Source organism: Streptomyces sp. Isolate_45 (assembly GCF_024721315.2).
GTDB lineage: Bacteria > Actinomycetota > Actinomycetes > Streptomycetales > Streptomycetaceae > Streptomyces.
Window position 1 is genome coordinate 23,280 of record NZ_JANFAK020000080.1, and the last position, 15,984, is coordinate 39,263.

Sequence of the window (15,984 nt, forward strand, 5' to 3'; positions counted from 1 at the left end):
GAATATGCTCATCTGTCACATGAAACACGCAAGTCCCTTCCACTGTCCGATCGAATCTGACAGCATCGTCCGCTATCCGGTGCCAAGGGTCCGGATGGGGGGAAGGAAGGCACATGGTCGGCTTCGTCGTGCGCCGGATGCGCGGGCGATTGCCGCTCGCGGTCGCCGCGCTGCTCACCGCGCTCATCACCACGACCGCGCTGACGGCGCTGCTCGCCTTCACCCGGAACGTGGGCGACGCGGCGATGCGACAGGCGCTGACGGGCCCGGGACGCGCGCACACCTCCGTCCTGCTCTCCGCCGAGCACGGCACCGGCACCCGCGCCGCCGACGACGGGAGCGCGCGCGACTTCGGCGCCGGGCTGTTCGGCCCCCTGCCCTTCGGCGTCGAGAGCGTGGCCCGCAGCCGCTCGTACGGCCTGCCCGGCGCCGGCACCACCGCGGGCAAGGACGCCGACCTGACGGTGCTCGCCACCCTCGACCGGAGCCGCGTACGGCTCCTCGCCGGCCACTGGCCCGGGGCGGTGGAGCCGGGCCCGGCCCGCGTACCGGTGGCCGTGCCGCAGGCCGCGCTGACCCGGCTCGGCCTGGACTCCGCGGCCCTGCCCGCCGAGGTACGCCTCGACGACCGGTACGGCGGCCCGCAGCTGAGCGTCCTCGTCACCGGGGTCTACCGGGCCGCGGACAGGGACGCCCCGTACTGGCGGCTCGACCCGGTCGGCGGCCGGGAACTCCAGGTCGGCAGCTTCGCCACCTACGGCCCGATGCTCGTCCACGACTCCGTCTTCACCGTCGGCGGCCTGGTGCAGAACAGCCGCGCCACGCTACTGACGCCCGACTTCTCGAACGCGACGACCGCGCAGGTCGAGGACGTCCGCGAGCGGTCGGCGGCCCCCGGAGCGAAACCGTCCGGGCTGACCCTCGCCACCGAGCTGCCGGAGTACCTGCGCGGGCTCGACACCGCACAGCGGGTCGCCCGCTCCACCCTGGCCGTCGGCGCCCTCCAGTTGGCCGTACTGGCCGCGGCCACCCTGCTCCTGGTCGCCCGGCTGCTGACGGAACGCCAGGAACCGGAACGGATCCTGCTCACCGCGCGCGGCGCCTCCCGCCGCCGCCTCGTGGCACTCACGGCCGCGGAGTCGCTGGTGCTCGCCCTTCCGGCCGCCGTCCTCGCCCCGCTGCTCACCCCGCTCCTCCTGCGCGTCGCCGCCGGTCGCGGCCCGCTGGCCGGGGTGCCGATGGAGACCGGGGGGACCTGGGTGCTGTGGCCGGTCGCGGCCGGCTGCGCCCTGCTGTGCGTCCTGCCGGCCGTACTGCCGGCCGTACTGCGCGGGGCGGCGCCCGGGTTCTTCGCAGGGCGGCGCGGTGCTCGGGTGTCGGCTGCCGCCCGCTCCGGACTCGACCTGGCGGTGGCCGCGTTCGCCTACCTCGCCTACCGGCAGCTCGACCGCTACAGCGGCGCCGAGTCCGCCGCGCGGGCCGGCGACCCCGGGGGGCTCGGCGTGGACCCGGTCCTGGTCGCCGCCCCCACCCTCGCCCTGTGCGCGGGCACCCTCCTCGTCCTGCGGGTACTGCCGTTCGCCGCCCGGCTGGGCGGGTGGCTCGCCGCCCGGGGCCGGGGCCTCGGACAGGCGCTCGTGGGCTGGCAGCTCGCGCGCCGTCCCGCGGCGGCCACCGGGCCCGTCCTGCTGCTGGTCCTCGCGGTGTCCAGCGGTGTCCTGGCGCTCGGCCAGCACTCCGCCTGGTCCGACTCGCAACGCGACCAGGCCTCCTTCACCACGGCCGGCGGGCTGCGGATCACCGGCAGCGACCTGGCGCCCCTGGGCCAGGGCGGCCGGTACGCGGCCCTGCCCGGCGGCGACCGGGCCACCCCGGTGCTCCGCGTACCGCACGCGCTCCCGGACGCCGGCACCGGCGAACTGCTCGCGCTGGACTCCGCCGCCGTCGCCCGGTCGGTGCCGCTGCGGGCCGACCTGCGCGACGGGCGACCCATGAACGCCCTGTTCGATCCCCTTTCCGTGAAACCGCAGGGCGGCACCGGGATCGAACTGCCCGGCACGCCCCAGCGGATCGACGTCGACGTGACGCTGCGCGCGGAGCGGGCGAGCGGCGGCCCCCGGCTGGCCGTACTGCTGCGCGACCGGTTCGGCCTGACCTATCGGACACCGGTGGCGGCCCTGCCGGAGGGCGGTGACGGCACCGTGTCCGTGGACGTCGCCGCCCTGGCCGGCGCCCCGCTCGGCGCCGCCGCCCCGCCCCTGACCATCACCGGGTTCGTCCTCGCCTACGGCGCCGAGCCCGGGTTCTTCGCTCCCCCGGACGCGCTGGAACCGATCATCGGGGAACTGACGGTGCGCCGGGTCTCGGTCGTCGGCGCCCCCGGCGGCCCGGCGGTACCCGTTCAGGCACCCCCGCCCGCCTGGGACCTGACCACGCCTTCACTGGGCAACGGCACACCCGCGGGCAGACTGCTGCCCCTCGACTCGGGCTCCCCGAACCTGCTGCGGCTGCGCTACCAGGGCGGCGCGATCGGCAGCCTGGTGCTCACCACGACCCCGGCGGGCAGCGCGCCCCCCGCGCTGCCCGGCCTCGCCACCCACGCCTACCTCAAGGCGGTGGGAGCCGAGGTGGGCGACGTGATCCGGGTCCGGCTGGGCATGGACTTCGTCCCGGTGCGGATCACCGGCGCCGTGGACTCCCTGCCCGTCGCCGGGGCCCGCGCCGTTGCCGTCGACCTCGGCGCCGCCGGCCGGATGCTCGGCGCCATGGACGGGCACGCCCTGCCCGCGCCCGACGAGTGGTGGCTGCCCGCCGCCTCCGGCGACGACTCCGCGCCGGGCCGGGCCGCCGCCGAACTACGGGCGGCCACGGGATCGCAGCAGGTGCTGCTGCGCGAGGACGTGGCCGCCGAACTGCTCGACGACCCGCTCAGCGCCGGCCCGCAGACCGCGCTCGCCGCCCTGGCCGTGGCCTGCGCGGTACTGGCCGCCATCGGCTTCGCCGCCTCGGCGGCCGCCGCCGCGCGCCGCAGGGCCCGGGAGTCCGCGATCCTGCTGGCCCTCGGCGCACCCCGGAGGGGCCTGGCACGGGCCGCCGCCACCGAGGGCTGCGTCCTGGTCGGGCTCGGTACGGCCGTGGGTCTGGGCCTGGGCGCGCTCATCGTGCACACGACGGTGCCGCTGATGATCCTGACCACCGGGGCGCGCCGGCCCGTCCCTGAGGTCCTGGTGGACCTGCCGGGGCTTCAGGTGCTGCTGCTGGTCTCCGTCATCGCGGCCGTGCCCCTGCTGGCGGCCGTGCTCGGCGGTCGCCGCGACCGAGGAGTGGCCGCCCGGCTGCGCCACGTGGAGGAGATGTGACCAGCCCGTTCCCCGGCCGCCGGGAAGTACGGCCCGCCCCCGAGCCGGCCGCCACCGAGGGGCGCGGGGCCGCCGCGCGGCAGGCGCCGTGGGTGTGGACCCGGTTGCGGGCCACCCCGTCCGCCACGCTGCTGGGAGCCGTACTCGCGTTCGTCGCCGTGCTGTTGGCCACCGCCCTGCCGCGCGCCCTCGACCGGAGCGCCGACCAGGCGCTGCGCGACTCCCTGCACGCCGGCGGCCCGGCCCGGACCAGCCTGTACGCGAGCGCCGAGTCCCGGCCGGACGCCCCGTCCCCGCAGGACCTGGACGAGCAGTTGGCCACCATGGTCGCCCGTACCGGCCCCTCCTTCCGCCTGGCCGCCTCCGGCCCGGTGCACGGCGCGATCGGCGACAAGCCCCGCACGCTGGCCAATCCCGAACTCGCCGTCCTCGACGAGCAGCCGCCCCAGGCCAACCTGCTGTTCCTGCCCCGGGCCGCCGACCACGCGCGGCTCGTGGAGGGCCGCTGGCCCGGGGGCGGCACCACCGACGGTCGGGTTCCCGTCGCCCTGTCCAAGACGGCGGCCGACACCCTCAAGGCGAAGGTCGGTACCGTCCTGAAGCCCCTCGACGGGCTGTCCCTGCCGGTCACGGCCGAGGTCGTCGGCCTCTACACCGTGGAGGACCCGTCCGACGTCTACTGGACGGACCTGGCCTGCGCCACCAAGGCCTGCATGCCCGCGAAGGCCTGCACCACCAAGCCCTGCGTGCCCCCGAGCGGCGGCTGGCTCGTCTCCGCCCTGGTCGGTCCCGACGCCCTGGACAGGATCGCCCCGTGGGGCCACGGCTCCAGGGACTTCTGGCGGCTGCCCGTGGACACGGGCCGGCTGCGCGCCGACACGCTTCCCCGCGTCACGGACGAGATCTCCGCGCTCGTCGCCGGGCCCACCGCCTCCGGGTTGTCGTCCGCGACGGGCCGCCCCGACCTGCGGATCACGTCCGAGATCCTGCGACTGTTCGGAGAGGTACGGGCCCGACAGCAAGCCGCCGCTCCGCTCGCGGCGATCGGACCGGCCGGGCTGGGCGGGGTGGCGCTCGTGGTCTTCTGCCTGGCCGCCGGGCTCGCCGGTGACCGGCGTCAGGCCGAACTGCTGCTGCTGCGGGCCCGGGGCGGATCGCGCGCCGGGATCCTGCGCCGGCTCCTCGCCGAGGGCGCCGTGACCGTCCTGCCGGCCGCCGTCCTCGCTGCCGCGCTGTCGCTGGTGCTGCTGCCGACCCCGCGCCTGGCACCCGCCCTCCTGGCCGCCGGGGCCGTGACGCTCGTGGCCCTGTCGGCCTTCCCCGTACGGGCCTTCGTGCTGTTGTCGGCCCCGCGCGGCCGCGCGCCCCGCCGCCGGCTGGTGGCCGAGCTCCTCGTCCTGGCCGCGACCGTCGCCGCCGTCGCGGAGGTCCGGCGGCGCGGGGTCGCCCCCGCCGGGGCCGGACTCGACCCGCTCCTGGTGGCGGCGCCGCTGCTCATCGCCCTGTCCGGGGGGCTCGTGCTGGCCCGGATCCAGCCGCCGGCCGTACGGGTGCTGGCGTGGGCCGGGGCGCGGCGGGCCGGGGTGGTCGGCTTCCTCGGCCTGGCCCGGGCCGCCCGCGGCTCCGGAGGCCGGACGGCGCGTCCGTCCGTACTGCCGCTGATCGCCCTGCTGCTGGCCGTCACCACGGGCGGCTTCGGCGCCGCCGTACTGACCGCCGTGGAGGGGTCCCGCCTCCAGGTGGCGCGGTCCGAGGCCGGCGGCGACGTCCAAGTGGTGGCGCCGCCCGGGGAGACGGTGCCCAAGGGGTTCGCCCGCGCCGCCGGAGCGCTGCCCGGCGTACGGACCTCCCTGGGCGTGTGGGTGGACACCGAGGCCCACGTCTTCGACACCGACCGGGGCTCCGTACCGGCCACCGTGGTCGTCGCCGAGCCCGCGGCCTACGCCGAACTGGCCCGGACGGCGGGCCGCGGCGGGTTCGACCCCGCGGTCCTGGGCGGCGCGGACGGCGGTGCGCCGGTCCCGGCGCTGTTCAGCGGGGACCTGTCCGGGCGCGCTCCCGACCGCGCGTACCGGGTGCGGCTGAGGAACGGCGCGGACCTCCAGGTGAGGCAGGCGGCCGTGGTCGACGGCACCCCCGCCAGGCCGGGCGCGGCGTCGGCCACCATCGTGCTGCCCGCCGGTCCGGTGACGGCCCGGGTGCCGCAAGCGGCCGACCCCACCCACTGGTTCGCCGTGGGGCGGGCCGACGCGGAACGGGTGCGCGGGCTGATCCGGGAGAGCGCCCCCGCCTCGGCCGACAGGTTCCTCGTCCACACGAGCACGGAGGTCGCCGCCCGCCTCGACTCCGGTCCCCTCCAGCACGCCGCGGGACGCCTGTTCGGGGCCTCCCTCGCCGGCGCCGCGGGGTTCGCGCTGCTGGCGGTCCTGCTGGGGCTGGTCCGGGCCGCCCCGGAACGGGGAGCGCTGCTGGCCCGGCTGCGCACGATGGGCCTGCGGCCCCGGCAGGGCATCGTCCTGGTCCTGACGGAATCGCTGCCGCAGGTGCTGGCGGCGGCGCTCGGCGGGTTCCTGACCGCCGCGGCCGCGGTGGCCGTACTCGGCGCCTCCGTGGACCTGTCGGCGCTGGTGGGCGCGGACGTGCCGGCCGGCCTCCGGCTGACGGCCCCGCCGGTACTGGTTCCGGCCCTGGGCATGGCCGCCCTGGCGGCGCTGGCCGTGCTCGCCGAGGCCGCGGTGTCCGGCCGACGCCAGATCATCACCGAGTTGAGAGCGGGAGACCAACGTTGAACAGCGAAGCGCCCACGTTCGAGGAGCTGCGCCGGCAGGCGCTGGCCGCCGCCGAGCCGCGCGCCCGGGATGCCGGCACCGCCATCGTCTGCGACCGTCTCGTACGCATCTTCAGCTCGGACGGGGTGGAGGTGCAGGCGCTCCAGGGACTGGAGTTGACGGTGGACCGGGGTGACCTGGTGGCTCTCGTCGGCGCGTCCGGCAGCGGGAAGTCCACGCTGCTGAACATCCTGGCGGGCCTGGACGTCCCGACGGCGGGGAAGGCGAGCGTCGGCGGCTACGACCTGCTGGAGATGTCGGCCCGCGACCGGCTCCGCTACCGCCGCGAGGCGGTGGGCTTCGTGTGGCAGCAAACGGCCCGCAACCTCCTACCTTTCCTGACGGCCGCTCAGAACATCGCGCTGCCCATGCAGTTGAAGGGTGGCGGCCGCAAGGCCGCCGCCCGGCGGGCGCAGCGGGTCGGGCTGCTGCTGGAGGCCCTGGAGATCGGCGGGCTCGGGGACCGCCGCCCGGCCGAGCTCTCCGGCGGGCAGCAGCAGCGCGTCGCGATCGCCGTGGCCATGGCCAACGACCCGGCGGTGCTCCTCGCCGACGAGCCGACGGGCGAGCTGGACTCGGAGACCGGCGCCACGGTCTTCGAGGCCTTCCGCTCGGTCAACCGGGACCTGGGCGCGACCGTGGTCATCGTGACGCACGACCCGATGGTGGCGGGCGAGGTCCGCCGCACGGTGGCCATCAGGGACGGCCGTACCAGCAGCGAGGTCCTGCGCCGCACGATCACCGACGAGCACGGCGCGGAGTCGATCAGCGAGCGCGAGTACGTCATGCTCGACCGCAGCGGACGGGTGCAGTTGCCGCCCAAGTTCCTGGAGGCGCTGGGCATGGAGGACCGGGTCGCGGTGGATCTGGCCGCCGACCACATCGAGGTCCGCCGCCACGACGCGGAGGGGGCGGCGGCCGACTCCGAATCCGGGGCCGGGGCGCGGCACCACTGAGCGCGGCCCCGGGGCGGGCCGGGGCGGGACCGGCCCCGGGGCGACGCCCGACGACCGCCGGAAGGGCCCGTCAGGCCGCGACCGAGCCCCCGCGGGCCGCCCCCTCCCGCCCCCGTCCGCCGCTGACCGCCCCCGCCGACCTGCGGCGAAGGCACGTGCGTCACTTCCTCGGTCCGGGTGTCGTTAGGCGCACGGGGTTGACTCGGGGGCGAAGGGATGACGGAATGCGGCAGTTTCCTCTGGATATGCACCACGTGGCACCGGGACGAGTGGTCGAGTGGCGGTTGCGGTCCACGGCGGCGCCGGCCGGGGACCGGAACGACCCGGCCGGCAGGAGGGCCTCCTTCAACCAGGACAAGCACTTCACCGTCGCCGAGGCGAGCCGTGCGGCCGACGACCCGGTCGCGTCGTGGGTCGCCGTGACCTTCGAGATCGACGGAGTCCTCGACGAACCACTGCTCGCACAGGCCCTGTTGGGCTTCGTCCAGCGGCACGAGGTACTGCGGTGCGAGTTCCGGCGGCTGGCGGGCGAGTTGGCGTGCGAGCCCATCGCACCCGATGAACTGGCCCTGGAGGCCGAGCACATCGCGACGTTCGACGACGCGGCCCTGGTGCGGGACTTCCTCGTCGAGCGGTTCAAGCGGAGCATCGACACCCTGTCGTGGCCGCTGTTCACCATGGGCGCCGTACTGCGCCCGGACTCCGCGACCGTCTACCTCGCCTTCGACCACATCGTGTGCGACGGCATGTCGATGCCGATCGTCGTCAACGAGGTGCTGACCACCTACGAGGCCCTGATCAGCGGCGAGGAGGCCGTGCTGCCGCCCGCGCCCAGCTACCTCGACTTCGCCGAGGAGCAGCGCCGCCGCTACCTCTCGATCGACGCGGGGGACGAGCGGCTCGGCTACTGGAAGTCCTTCATCGGACGCAACGGGGAGTTCTTCCCCCGGTTCCCGCTCGACCTGGGCGTGGAGCCCGACCGCATGTACCCGATCGTCAACGAGGCCTCCTCGCTGCTCGACGCGGCGGAGGCCGAGGTCTTCGAGAAGGCCTGTCTGGAAGCCGGCGCGAAGCCGTTCATGGGGGTGCTCGGCTCCGTCGGCGTGTGTCTGCGCGAGGCCGGAGGTCCGGGCGTCTACCGGGGGTTCATGCCCGTCAGCGAGCGCGGGCGCGAGGCGTGGAGCGACTCGGTCGGCTGGTTCGTGAACACCATGCCGATCGAGTTCGACGCCTCGCCCGGCCTGGACTTCACGCAGGTCATGGCCTCCGTCCGGGCCGGGTTCGGCGAGATGATCGGGCACATCGACGTGCCGTTCGTCAGGGCCTGGGAGCTGCTGGCGCCGCAGGAGTTCGCCGCCCGCGCGTGGCCGTACCCGGTGAACTTCTTCTCGTACATCGACATGCGCAGGTGCCGGGGCGCCGAACGCCACGACGAGTGGCGGCCCACCACGCACGTGTGGTCGGCCCGCGCCAACGGCGCCTGTTCGTGGTTCCAGCGCGACGCGGACGGGCTGCACATGAACTCCCTGTACGTGGACACCCCGGCCGCGCGGCGCACGATGGGCGACTTCCAGGAGGCGTTGCGCCGGACGGTGCAGACCGTGGCCCGCTCCGGCGGCTTCGGCCGGCCGGTGGCACTGACGGCGCCCCGGCGGCCGGAACCGGGCCGCGTCAGGGTCTGACGCGGGCCCGGGCTCGTCGGGAGCCGGGTCGCGGGGCGTCGGCTCAGAGGGCGTCGGCGCGGCGCCGCAGGAGGTCGCGTTCGCGTGCGTTGCGCGTCAGGGACGCCGCCCTCAGGAACTCGGCGCGGGCTTCCGGCCCGCGTCCGAGCCGCTCCAGCAGGTCTCCCCGTACGCTCGGCAACAGGTGGTAGGAGCGCAGGGCGGGCTCTGCGGTGAGGGCGTCGACGAGGGGCAGGGCGGCCTCGGGGCCGTCGGCCATGGAGACGGCGACGGCCCGGTTCAGCTCGATCACCGGTGAGGGGATCAGGAGGACGAGCCGCCCGTAGAGCGCGGCGATGGCCGCCCAGTCGGTGTCCTCGTACCGGACGGCGGCCGCGTGGCAGCCGGCGATGGCGGCCTGGAGGGAGTACGGGCCGCTGCCCGCGCGGTGCAGGGCCTCGACGCCGCGTCGGATCAGGAGCCGGTTCCAGCGGGACCGGTTCTGGTCGGCGAGCAGGACCGGTTCTCCGTCGGGGCCGGTCCGGGTGGCGATGCGGGAGGCCTGGAACTCCAGGAGTGCGCACAGGCCGTGCACCTCGGGTTCGCGCGGCATCAGCCCGGTGAGCACCCGGGCGAGGCGCAGGGCGTCCTCGCACAGGGCCGGTCGGACGAGGTCGTCCCCGGAGGTGGCCGAGTAACCCTCGTTGAAGATGAGGTAGATGACCTCCAGGACCGAGGCGAGGCGCTGTTCGCGGTCGGTGCCGTAGGGGACTTCGAATGGCACGGCCGCCTTGGCGAGGGTCCGTTTGGCACGGACGATGCGCTGGGCGACGGTCGGTTCGGAGGACAGGTGGGCGCGGGCGATCTCCTGGGTGGTCAGGCCGCCGACCAGGCGCAGGGTGAGCGCGATGCGGGCGTCGGTGGCGAGGACCGGGTGGCAGGCGGTGAAGACCAGGCGCAGCAGGTCGTCGTCGATGTCCTGCGGGTCCGCGGGTTCGTCCGGGGCCGGCACGTCCTCCAGGGTGCGGCCGACCTCGGCGAGTTTGCGGGCGTAGGTCTCCTTGCGGCGGACGAGGTCGATCGCGCGGTGTTTCGCGGTGGCCGTGAGCCAGGCCCCGGGCCGGTCGGGGATGCCGCTGACCGGCCACTGTTCGAGCGCGGCGACGAGGGCGTCCTGCGCCAGTTCCTCGGCGATGCCGACGTCGTGCACGATGCGCGCGACTCCCGCGATGATCCGTGCGGACTCGATCCTGAACACCGCTTCGACCGCTCGGGTCGTACTCACTGCCGTCACGGCCACCCATCAGAGCAGCCGTGACGAGGCAGGGCAAACGCGGCGCGGGGCCGCAGGGATCACATCTCGTCGATCTGCCGGACTTCGGCGCTCACGTTCCAGTGGGCGGGGTGGATCTCCAGGAAGCGCCGGGTCCACTCGATGGCCTCGGCCTTGTCCTTGCACTGGCTGAGGGAGTAGCCGCCGACGACCTCCTTGGTCTCGGTGAAGGGGCCGTCGGTGTAGCTGATCTTCCCGCCGGACCAGCTGACCCGGGTGCCCTCGGAGGTGGGGAGCAGGCCGGCGGTGTCGAGCATGACGCCCGCCTTGGTGATCTCCTCCAGGAGGGCGCCCATCCGCTCCTGGAAGTCGGCGGGGAACTCCTCCGGGGGAAGGGCCTGCTCGTTGATGCGGATCATCGTCAGGAAGCGCGGCATGGTGACTCCTCGGTCGGGAGGGCGGGGACTTTCCCCGCCTCTCACCTGTGCGTCGAACGGGAGGCGCCCGGATCGACAGCTCCGGGGGAAATTCTTCGGAGAATTTTCCGGGGCGGCCACCCGACGCGCTGCGGAGCGTCTCCGCGCACCCTGCCCACCGGTCCTACCGGCGAGTAGGATCACGGCCCCAGGTCACTTCGAGGCCCCAGGTCACTTCGAGAGGACTCCCGATGCCCCCCACCCCCTCCTCGCCGCTGCTGCTCGCCGGCCTCCTGGCCGGGGCCGCGGTGGCGCACGCGGCCGTGCCGAAGCCGTTCGACGCGATGGTCCCCGCCTCGCTTCCCGGCACCCCGCGCGGGTGGACGTACGCGAGTGGCGCGGCGGAGCTCGTGCTCGCCGCCGGCGTGGCGCACCCCCGTAGCCGCCGGGTGGCGGCGCTGGCCACGGCGGCGTTCTTCGTGGGCGTTCTCCCCGCCCACGTGAAGATGATCGTCGACGCCCGCCACGGCTCCCCCGTCCACCTCGCCGCGGCGGTGGGGCGACTGCCGCTCCAGGTCCCGCTGGTGCTGTGGGCCCGCAAGGTGAGCCGCTCGGCGGCCTCCCGCTGAACCGTCCCCGTCCGCCGTTCCCACCCCTCGCACCGTTCCCACCCCTCGCACCGCGTCCGCCCGTCGCACCGCATCCGATCGGGCGGGGACGACGGAAGAGTCGTGCAGAGCCCCCGGTCGCACGTCGGCGGACCGGGGGCTCGGCCGTGCCCGGACCGTGGCGCAAGGGAGCGACCTCCGTCAGATACGCCCGCGGAGGGTCAGGAACACCAGAAGAACAGGGTGTCGTTGACGCGCTCGCCCTCCTCGGCCGCTTCCCACTCCTCGGCCTCGAAGCGCATGGCCTTGACGAAGTACTCGGCGGTTTCCCGGACTTCCGGCTCCACCAGGTCGAACACGGCCTCATGGGCCGCGACGAACGCGGCGGCCTCCGCGGTCGGGAAGGTGCCCATCCACGGGACGGTGTCACCGGGGAAGGGCACGCGCACCGGCGGTCCGGACATGATGATCTCGGAGATGCTCAGGTGGGGCGGGACTCCGGCCGCCGACAGCTCCTCGTCGACCGTCGAGAACCACGACTGGCGCGCCCAGTCCCCGAGATCGTGGGTGTCCGAGAAGTGCGCGGCGATCAACGCGTGCAGGGCGTAGGTCCAGGCGGGCCCCTCCCGCCCGTCGACCTCGCCGTCGAGCAGCTGCTCCAGGGCCTGCGCCACGGAGACCTCCAGGTCCACCCCCCGGCTCCGCAGCCTCTCGTCCTTGCGCGCGCACTCCGCGCGGACGTGGCCGAGGCAACGCTCCTGATCGGGCGTGCGCTCCACGGCGGTGAGCAACCTCATCGCGCTGCGCATGTTGCCGGTACTCATCACCAGGTGACCCACTGGCACTTCCTTCCCCACATGACGGAGCTCCATGATCTCCGAGACCCGTCCCCCGGCCGAATCGTCACGGACTGTCCCCGGTCCAGTCCCAGCGGGAGGGGTCGCCGGGGCGGCGGCGGTAGTGGGCGCGGCCGCCCGCTCCGTAGCGCCCTATCTCGGTCGGCAGCCGGGCCTCCTCGGCCAGCTGCGGAGCGCTCCAGCCGGTCACGTCGAGGAGGAGGCCGTCGAGGGGGCCGCCCACGAGTTCGCCGTAGGCGTGACCGGGGCGCGGGCCCGGGTCGGGATCGTCGTGGTCGGCGCCGTAGACCCGGCGCCGCAGCATCCTGTCGTCCATGGGTCCAGCTTCACAGGCCCCACTGACATCGAGACCGGAGGTGGCACTGCAACGGGTCCGGTCCGGGGGCGGCAGGGACCGCCTACGCTGTCGATCACCGCAACGCGAACTGAGGAGCACCACCCATGGCCCGTCGGGTACACCGGCCACTGGAGGACCAGGAATTCGACTTCATCGTCGGCATGACGCAGGGCCCGGTCCTCGCCTACTTCATCGGCACCTGGCCCAAGGCCGTCGAGGCCTGCAGGGCGATGGACGTCCTCGTCGCGGAGCTGGCCGAGGAGTACGGAACCCGGCTGACCGCCGTCCGCACCGACATCACCCGCTGCCCGGGGCCCACCCGGCGCTTCGGCGTGACCGGTGCCCCGACCGTCGTGCTCGTCGAGGCGGGCGAGGCGGTCGCCTCCCACGCGGGGCCGCTGGGCCCCGAGGAGTTCCGCGCGTTCCTGGACGCCCACCTGTAGGCCTGTCGCCGAGGTCCCGCGCGGCCCGTGGGGGAGGTGGGGTGACTCCCCCCGGGTGAACCCGGGCAGTCTGGCCGAAAGTGGCATAGGTGGGATAGGTGCCTCAGGCATGTAATGGAGTCCGGCGCGACGGAACCATCGCTTGCGAGGTGTTGTTCTCATGTCCGAAGCCACGTCCGAAGCCACGTCCGAAGCCCCGTTCGAAGTCCCGTTCGAAACCGATTCCGGGGCCACGTCCGGAGCCACGTCCGGGGCCATGCCACAAGAAGCCATCGCCTTCCCGCAGGATCGGACCTGCCCCTACCACCCGCCCACCGCGTACGAGCCCCTCCGCGGGGCTCGCCCGCTGTCCAGGGTGACCCTCTTCGACGGGCGCTCCGTGTGGGTCGTCACCGGCCACGCCGAGGCCCGCGCACTCCTCTCCGACGGGCGGCTGTCCACCGACCGCACCAACGCCGCCTTCCCCACCCCCACCGCGCGGTTCAAGGGCCTGCGGAACCGCCGCACGGCTCTCCTCGGGGTCGACGACCCGGAGCACAACGCGCAGCGCCGCATGCTGATCCCCAGCTTCAGCCTGAAGCGGACGGCGGCCCTTCGCCCCCGCATCCGGGAGACCGTGGACCGGCTGATCGACTCGATGGTGGCCCGGGGCCCGGAGGCCGAACTCGTCTCCGCCTTCGCACTGCCGGTGCCGTCCATGGTCATCTGCGCCCTGCTGGGAGTGCCGTACGAGGACCACGAGTTCTTCGAGGGTCAGTCACGGCGGCTGCTGCGCGGCCCCGGGCCGGCCGATGTCGAGGACGCCCGGCGGCGGCTCGACTCCTATCTGGAGGCGCTGATCCGGCGCAAGCGCGCCGACCCCGGCGACGGCCTGCTGGACGAGCTGATCGCGACACACCTGGAGACGGGCGGGACGGACGTCGAGGAACTGGTCGCCCTCGCGGTGATCCTGCTGGTCGCGGGGCACGAGACGACGGCGAACATGATCTCGCTGGGCACCTTCACCCTGCTGCGGCATCCGGAGCGACTGGCCGAGCTTCGCGCCGATCCGTCCCTGATGTCGGAGGCGGTGGAGGAGTTGATGCGGTTCCTGTCGATCGCGGACGGCATGCTGCGGGTGGCGACCGCGGAGATCGAGGTGGGCGGGGTCACGATCCACCCGGACGACGGGGTCGTCTTCGCCACCTCCGTCATCAACCGCGACGACACGGTCTTCAAGGAGCCCGACGCACTCGACTGGCACCGGCCGACCCGGCACCATCTGGCCTTCGGCTTCGGCATCCACCAGTGCCTCGGGCAGAACCTGGCCCGCGCCGAGATGGAGATCGCGCTCGGGGCCCTGTTCGAGCGGCTGCCGCGACTGCGGCTCGCGGCCGATCCGGACCGGATCCCGTTCAAGCCCGGAGACACCATCCAGGGCATGGTCGAACTGCCCGTGGTCTGGTGAGCGGCGTGCGGATCTCCGTCGACCACGACGTCTGCGTCGGCGCCGGGCAGTGCGCGCTCACCGCGCCCGAGGTGTTCACCCAGGACGACGACGGCTTCGGGGAGGTGCTGGCCGGCCGTGAGGACGGCCACGGCAGCCCGCTCGTACGGGAGGCCGCGCGGGCCTGCCCGGTGTCGGCGATCTCGGTGCTACCGGCCCGGGAGGGGTAGCGGCCGGGGGCCGGGGTCGGGCGGCCCCGGCACGAACCTCGACTTCCTGTACAGTTGTCCAGGAAGTCGAGGTCGCCGGGGACGCCGGGGCCCGCTCGGACGGAGTGGAGGTGGCCGTGCACGCGGTCGCTCAGGTTCTCATCGGCGTCGTCGCCGCGCTGCACGCGTACTTCCTGGTCCTGGAGATGTTCCTGTGGCAGCGGCCGCCCGGTCGCGCACTGTCCGGGTTCGACGCGGACACCGCCCGCCTGACCGCCCCGCTCGCCGCCAACCAAGGGCTCTACAACGGCTTCCTCGCCGCCGGGCTGATCTGGGGGTTGGTGATCGACTCGCTCGCCACACAGGTCTTCTTCCTGGCCTGCGTGATCGTCGCGGGGCTCTACGGGGCCGCCACCGCCAACCGCCGGATCCTCCTCGCCCAGGCCCTGCCCGGCGCGCTCGCCCTGGGCGCCGCGCTGCTCGCCGCGTGACGGCGTCGACCTCCCGCCCGGAACGGGCGCGGGCGGAGGATCCCCGGACCGCGCGGACCAAGGCGCGGCTGCGCGAGAGCCTGCTCGCCGAGTGCGGATCGGGCCGCGAGCTGACCGAGGTCAGCGTCTCGGCGGTGGTGCGCCGGGCCGGCGTCGGCCGCGCCACCTTCTACCTGCACTACGAGGATCTCCCCGCGCTCGCCGTGGACGCCTGCGCGGAGGTGGTGCACGCGGCGGTCGACGCCCTGCACGCCTGGCAGACGGGCCCGGGCTCGGTCGCCCCGCTCCGGCCACCGGCCGCGCTGGCCGAGTACCTTTCCGGCGTCGCCGGTCACGCGGCCCTGTACCGGAGCCTGCTCCTGGCGGGCGGCGGCGGCCCGCTCGGCGAGCGCCTGCACCGGGAGCTGCGGGACCGCGCGCGGAGCGAGCGACTGGCCGTCGGCGCCCCGCACGCCGACCTCGTCGCCTCGGCGGTCGCAGCCGCCTTCACCGGCGTCCTCGCGGACTGGCTGCACGGGCTGGTCCCGGACACCGGCCCGCCCGCGCTCGCCGACCGGATCTGGGCGCTGCTCATTGCCCTCCACCGCGCCCTGCCCCCGACCGACTGACCGGGACGCCCCGCCCCACCGCATGCGGGAGCCCCCGCCGGCGTCCGGCGGGGGCTCCCGTCAGGGGTCGGCTCGTGAAGCGGCGCTAGAGCGGCACCACTTGCTCGGCCTGGGGTCCCTTGGGGCCCTGAGTGACGTCGTACTCGACCTTCGCGCCTTCGGCCAGCTCCTTGAAGCCGGTCGTCTGGATCGCGGAGAAGTGCACGAACACGTCGGGGCCGCCGTCGTCCTGCTGGATGAAACCGAACCCCTTCTCCGAGTTGAACCACTTCACGGTGCCAGTTGCCATCAGTACTGATCCTTCTCAACGTTCCACGCGGGCCGCACGCGCAGCCGTCTCGATAGTGCCCACCCGCCACTCGCGGCACACTCCGGACGCGGCCAACCGTGGCACCTCGAACGCATGACCGCATCGCCGACGGGTCACATCGCGCCGTCCCCGGCGGGCAGCGGCGCGGCCGGTCGGGGGGCGCGGGCCGCGGCGGGCCGGCGGGAGATCGGAAGAGCACACG

At 74.5% G+C, this 15,984-nt stretch carries 15 protein-coding genes; 10 read left to right on the top strand and 5 right to left on the bottom strand.

From position 1 onward, the window contains the following. Window positions 1-113 precede the first annotated feature (113 nt). From NOD94_RS24200 to NOD94_RS24215, 4 genes are all read left to right on the top strand, one after another. The gene (locus tag NOD94_RS24200; RefSeq protein WP_281208178.1) at window positions 114-3,359 is read left to right on the top strand and encodes an ABC transporter permease; all 3,246 of its coding nucleotides are present in this window, start codon (window positions 114-116) and stop codon (window positions 3,357-3,359) included. Next, a complete protein-coding gene (locus NOD94_RS24205) occupies window positions 3,356-6,148 on the top strand; it encodes a hypothetical protein (protein WP_281208179.1) in 2,793 nt (930 codons plus the stop codon). Before NOD94_RS24200 ends, NOD94_RS24205 begins: the two co-directional genes overlap by 4 nt. A gap of 41 nt (window positions 6,149-6,189) precedes the next feature. After that, the gene (locus NOD94_RS24210; RefSeq protein WP_281208194.1) at window positions 6,190-7,143 is read left to right on the top strand and encodes an ABC transporter ATP-binding protein; all 954 of its coding nucleotides are present in this window, start codon (window positions 6,190-6,192) and stop codon (window positions 7,141-7,143) included. A 245-nt stretch (window positions 7,144-7,388) separates the two neighbouring features. After that, window positions 7,389-8,825 carry a condensation domain-containing protein gene (locus NOD94_RS24215; protein ID WP_281208180.1) on the top strand — a complete coding sequence of 479 codons (1,437 nt, stop codon included), beginning with the start codon at window positions 7,389-7,391 and terminating at the stop codon, window positions 8,823-8,825. Window positions 8,826-8,868: 43 nt separating this feature from the next. Here NOD94_RS24215 and NOD94_RS24220 read toward each other — a convergent pair whose 3' ends face one another. Then, on the bottom strand, window positions 8,869-10,089 hold the full coding sequence (locus NOD94_RS24220) for an RNA polymerase sigma factor (protein ID WP_281208181.1): 1,221 nt from the start codon (window positions 10,087-10,089) through the stop codon (window positions 8,869-8,871). 68 nt (window positions 10,090-10,157) lie between these two features. Further along, window positions 10,158-10,514: a YciI family protein gene (locus NOD94_RS24225; protein ID WP_281208182.1), complete on the bottom strand. Its 357-nt coding sequence runs from the start codon at window positions 10,512-10,514 to the stop codon at window positions 10,158-10,160. A 230-nt stretch (window positions 10,515-10,744) separates the two neighbouring features. Between NOD94_RS24225 and NOD94_RS24230 the strand changes: the two genes are divergently transcribed. Continuing rightward, window positions 10,745-11,122: a hypothetical protein gene (locus NOD94_RS24230; RefSeq protein WP_281208183.1), complete on the top strand. Its 378-nt coding sequence runs from the start codon at window positions 10,745-10,747 to the stop codon at window positions 11,120-11,122. Between the two features lie 200 nt (window positions 11,123-11,322). On the opposite strand, the gene NOD94_RS24235 is transcribed toward NOD94_RS24230, so the two are convergent. Both NOD94_RS24235 and NOD94_RS24240 read right to left on the bottom strand, forming a co-directional pair. Continuing rightward, window positions 11,323-11,940 (bottom strand): hypothetical protein, encoded by a 618-nt coding sequence (locus tag NOD94_RS24235; protein WP_281208184.1) that lies wholly within the window; start codon window positions 11,938-11,940, stop codon window positions 11,323-11,325. Between the two features lie 64 nt (window positions 11,941-12,004). Next, entirely contained in the window at window positions 12,005-12,274 is a 270-nt protein-coding gene (locus NOD94_RS24240; protein ID WP_281208185.1) for a hypothetical protein, read from the bottom strand. 125 nt (window positions 12,275-12,399) lie between these two features. Between NOD94_RS24240 and NOD94_RS24245 the strand changes: the two genes are divergently transcribed. The 5 genes from NOD94_RS24245 (at window position 12,400) to NOD94_RS24265 (ending at window position 15,472) form a co-directional block, all read left to right on the top strand. Next, a complete protein-coding gene (locus tag NOD94_RS24245; protein ID WP_281208186.1) occupies window positions 12,400-12,738 on the top strand; it encodes a thioredoxin domain-containing protein in 339 nt (112 codons plus the stop codon). A 256-nt stretch (window positions 12,739-12,994) separates the two neighbouring features. Next, complete coding sequence (locus NOD94_RS24250) at window positions 12,995-14,185, top strand: cytochrome P450 (protein WP_281208195.1); 1,191 nt, start codon at window positions 12,995-12,997, stop codon at window positions 14,183-14,185. A 5-nt stretch (window positions 14,186-14,190) separates the two neighbouring features. Beyond that, window positions 14,191-14,394, top strand: a complete 204-nt coding sequence (locus NOD94_RS24255) for a ferredoxin (RefSeq protein WP_281208187.1) — start codon at window positions 14,191-14,193, stop codon at window positions 14,392-14,394. A 116-nt stretch (window positions 14,395-14,510) separates the two neighbouring features. Beyond that, the gene (locus tag NOD94_RS24260) at window positions 14,511-14,864 is read left to right on the top strand and encodes a DUF1304 domain-containing protein (protein WP_281208188.1); all 354 of its coding nucleotides are present in this window, start codon (window positions 14,511-14,513) and stop codon (window positions 14,862-14,864) included. Beyond that, window positions 14,861-15,472 (top strand): TetR/AcrR family transcriptional regulator, encoded by a 612-nt coding sequence (locus tag NOD94_RS24265; protein ID WP_281208189.1) that lies wholly within the window; start codon window positions 14,861-14,863, stop codon window positions 15,470-15,472. Before NOD94_RS24260 ends, NOD94_RS24265 begins: the two co-directional genes overlap by 4 nt. Before the next feature lie 85 nt (window positions 15,473-15,557). Here NOD94_RS24265 and NOD94_RS24270 read toward each other — a convergent pair whose 3' ends face one another. Next, on the bottom strand, window positions 15,558-15,761 hold the full coding sequence (locus NOD94_RS24270) for a cold-shock protein (protein ID WP_281208190.1): 204 nt from the start codon (window positions 15,759-15,761) through the stop codon (window positions 15,558-15,560). Between the last annotated feature and the right edge of the window lie 223 nt (window positions 15,762-15,984).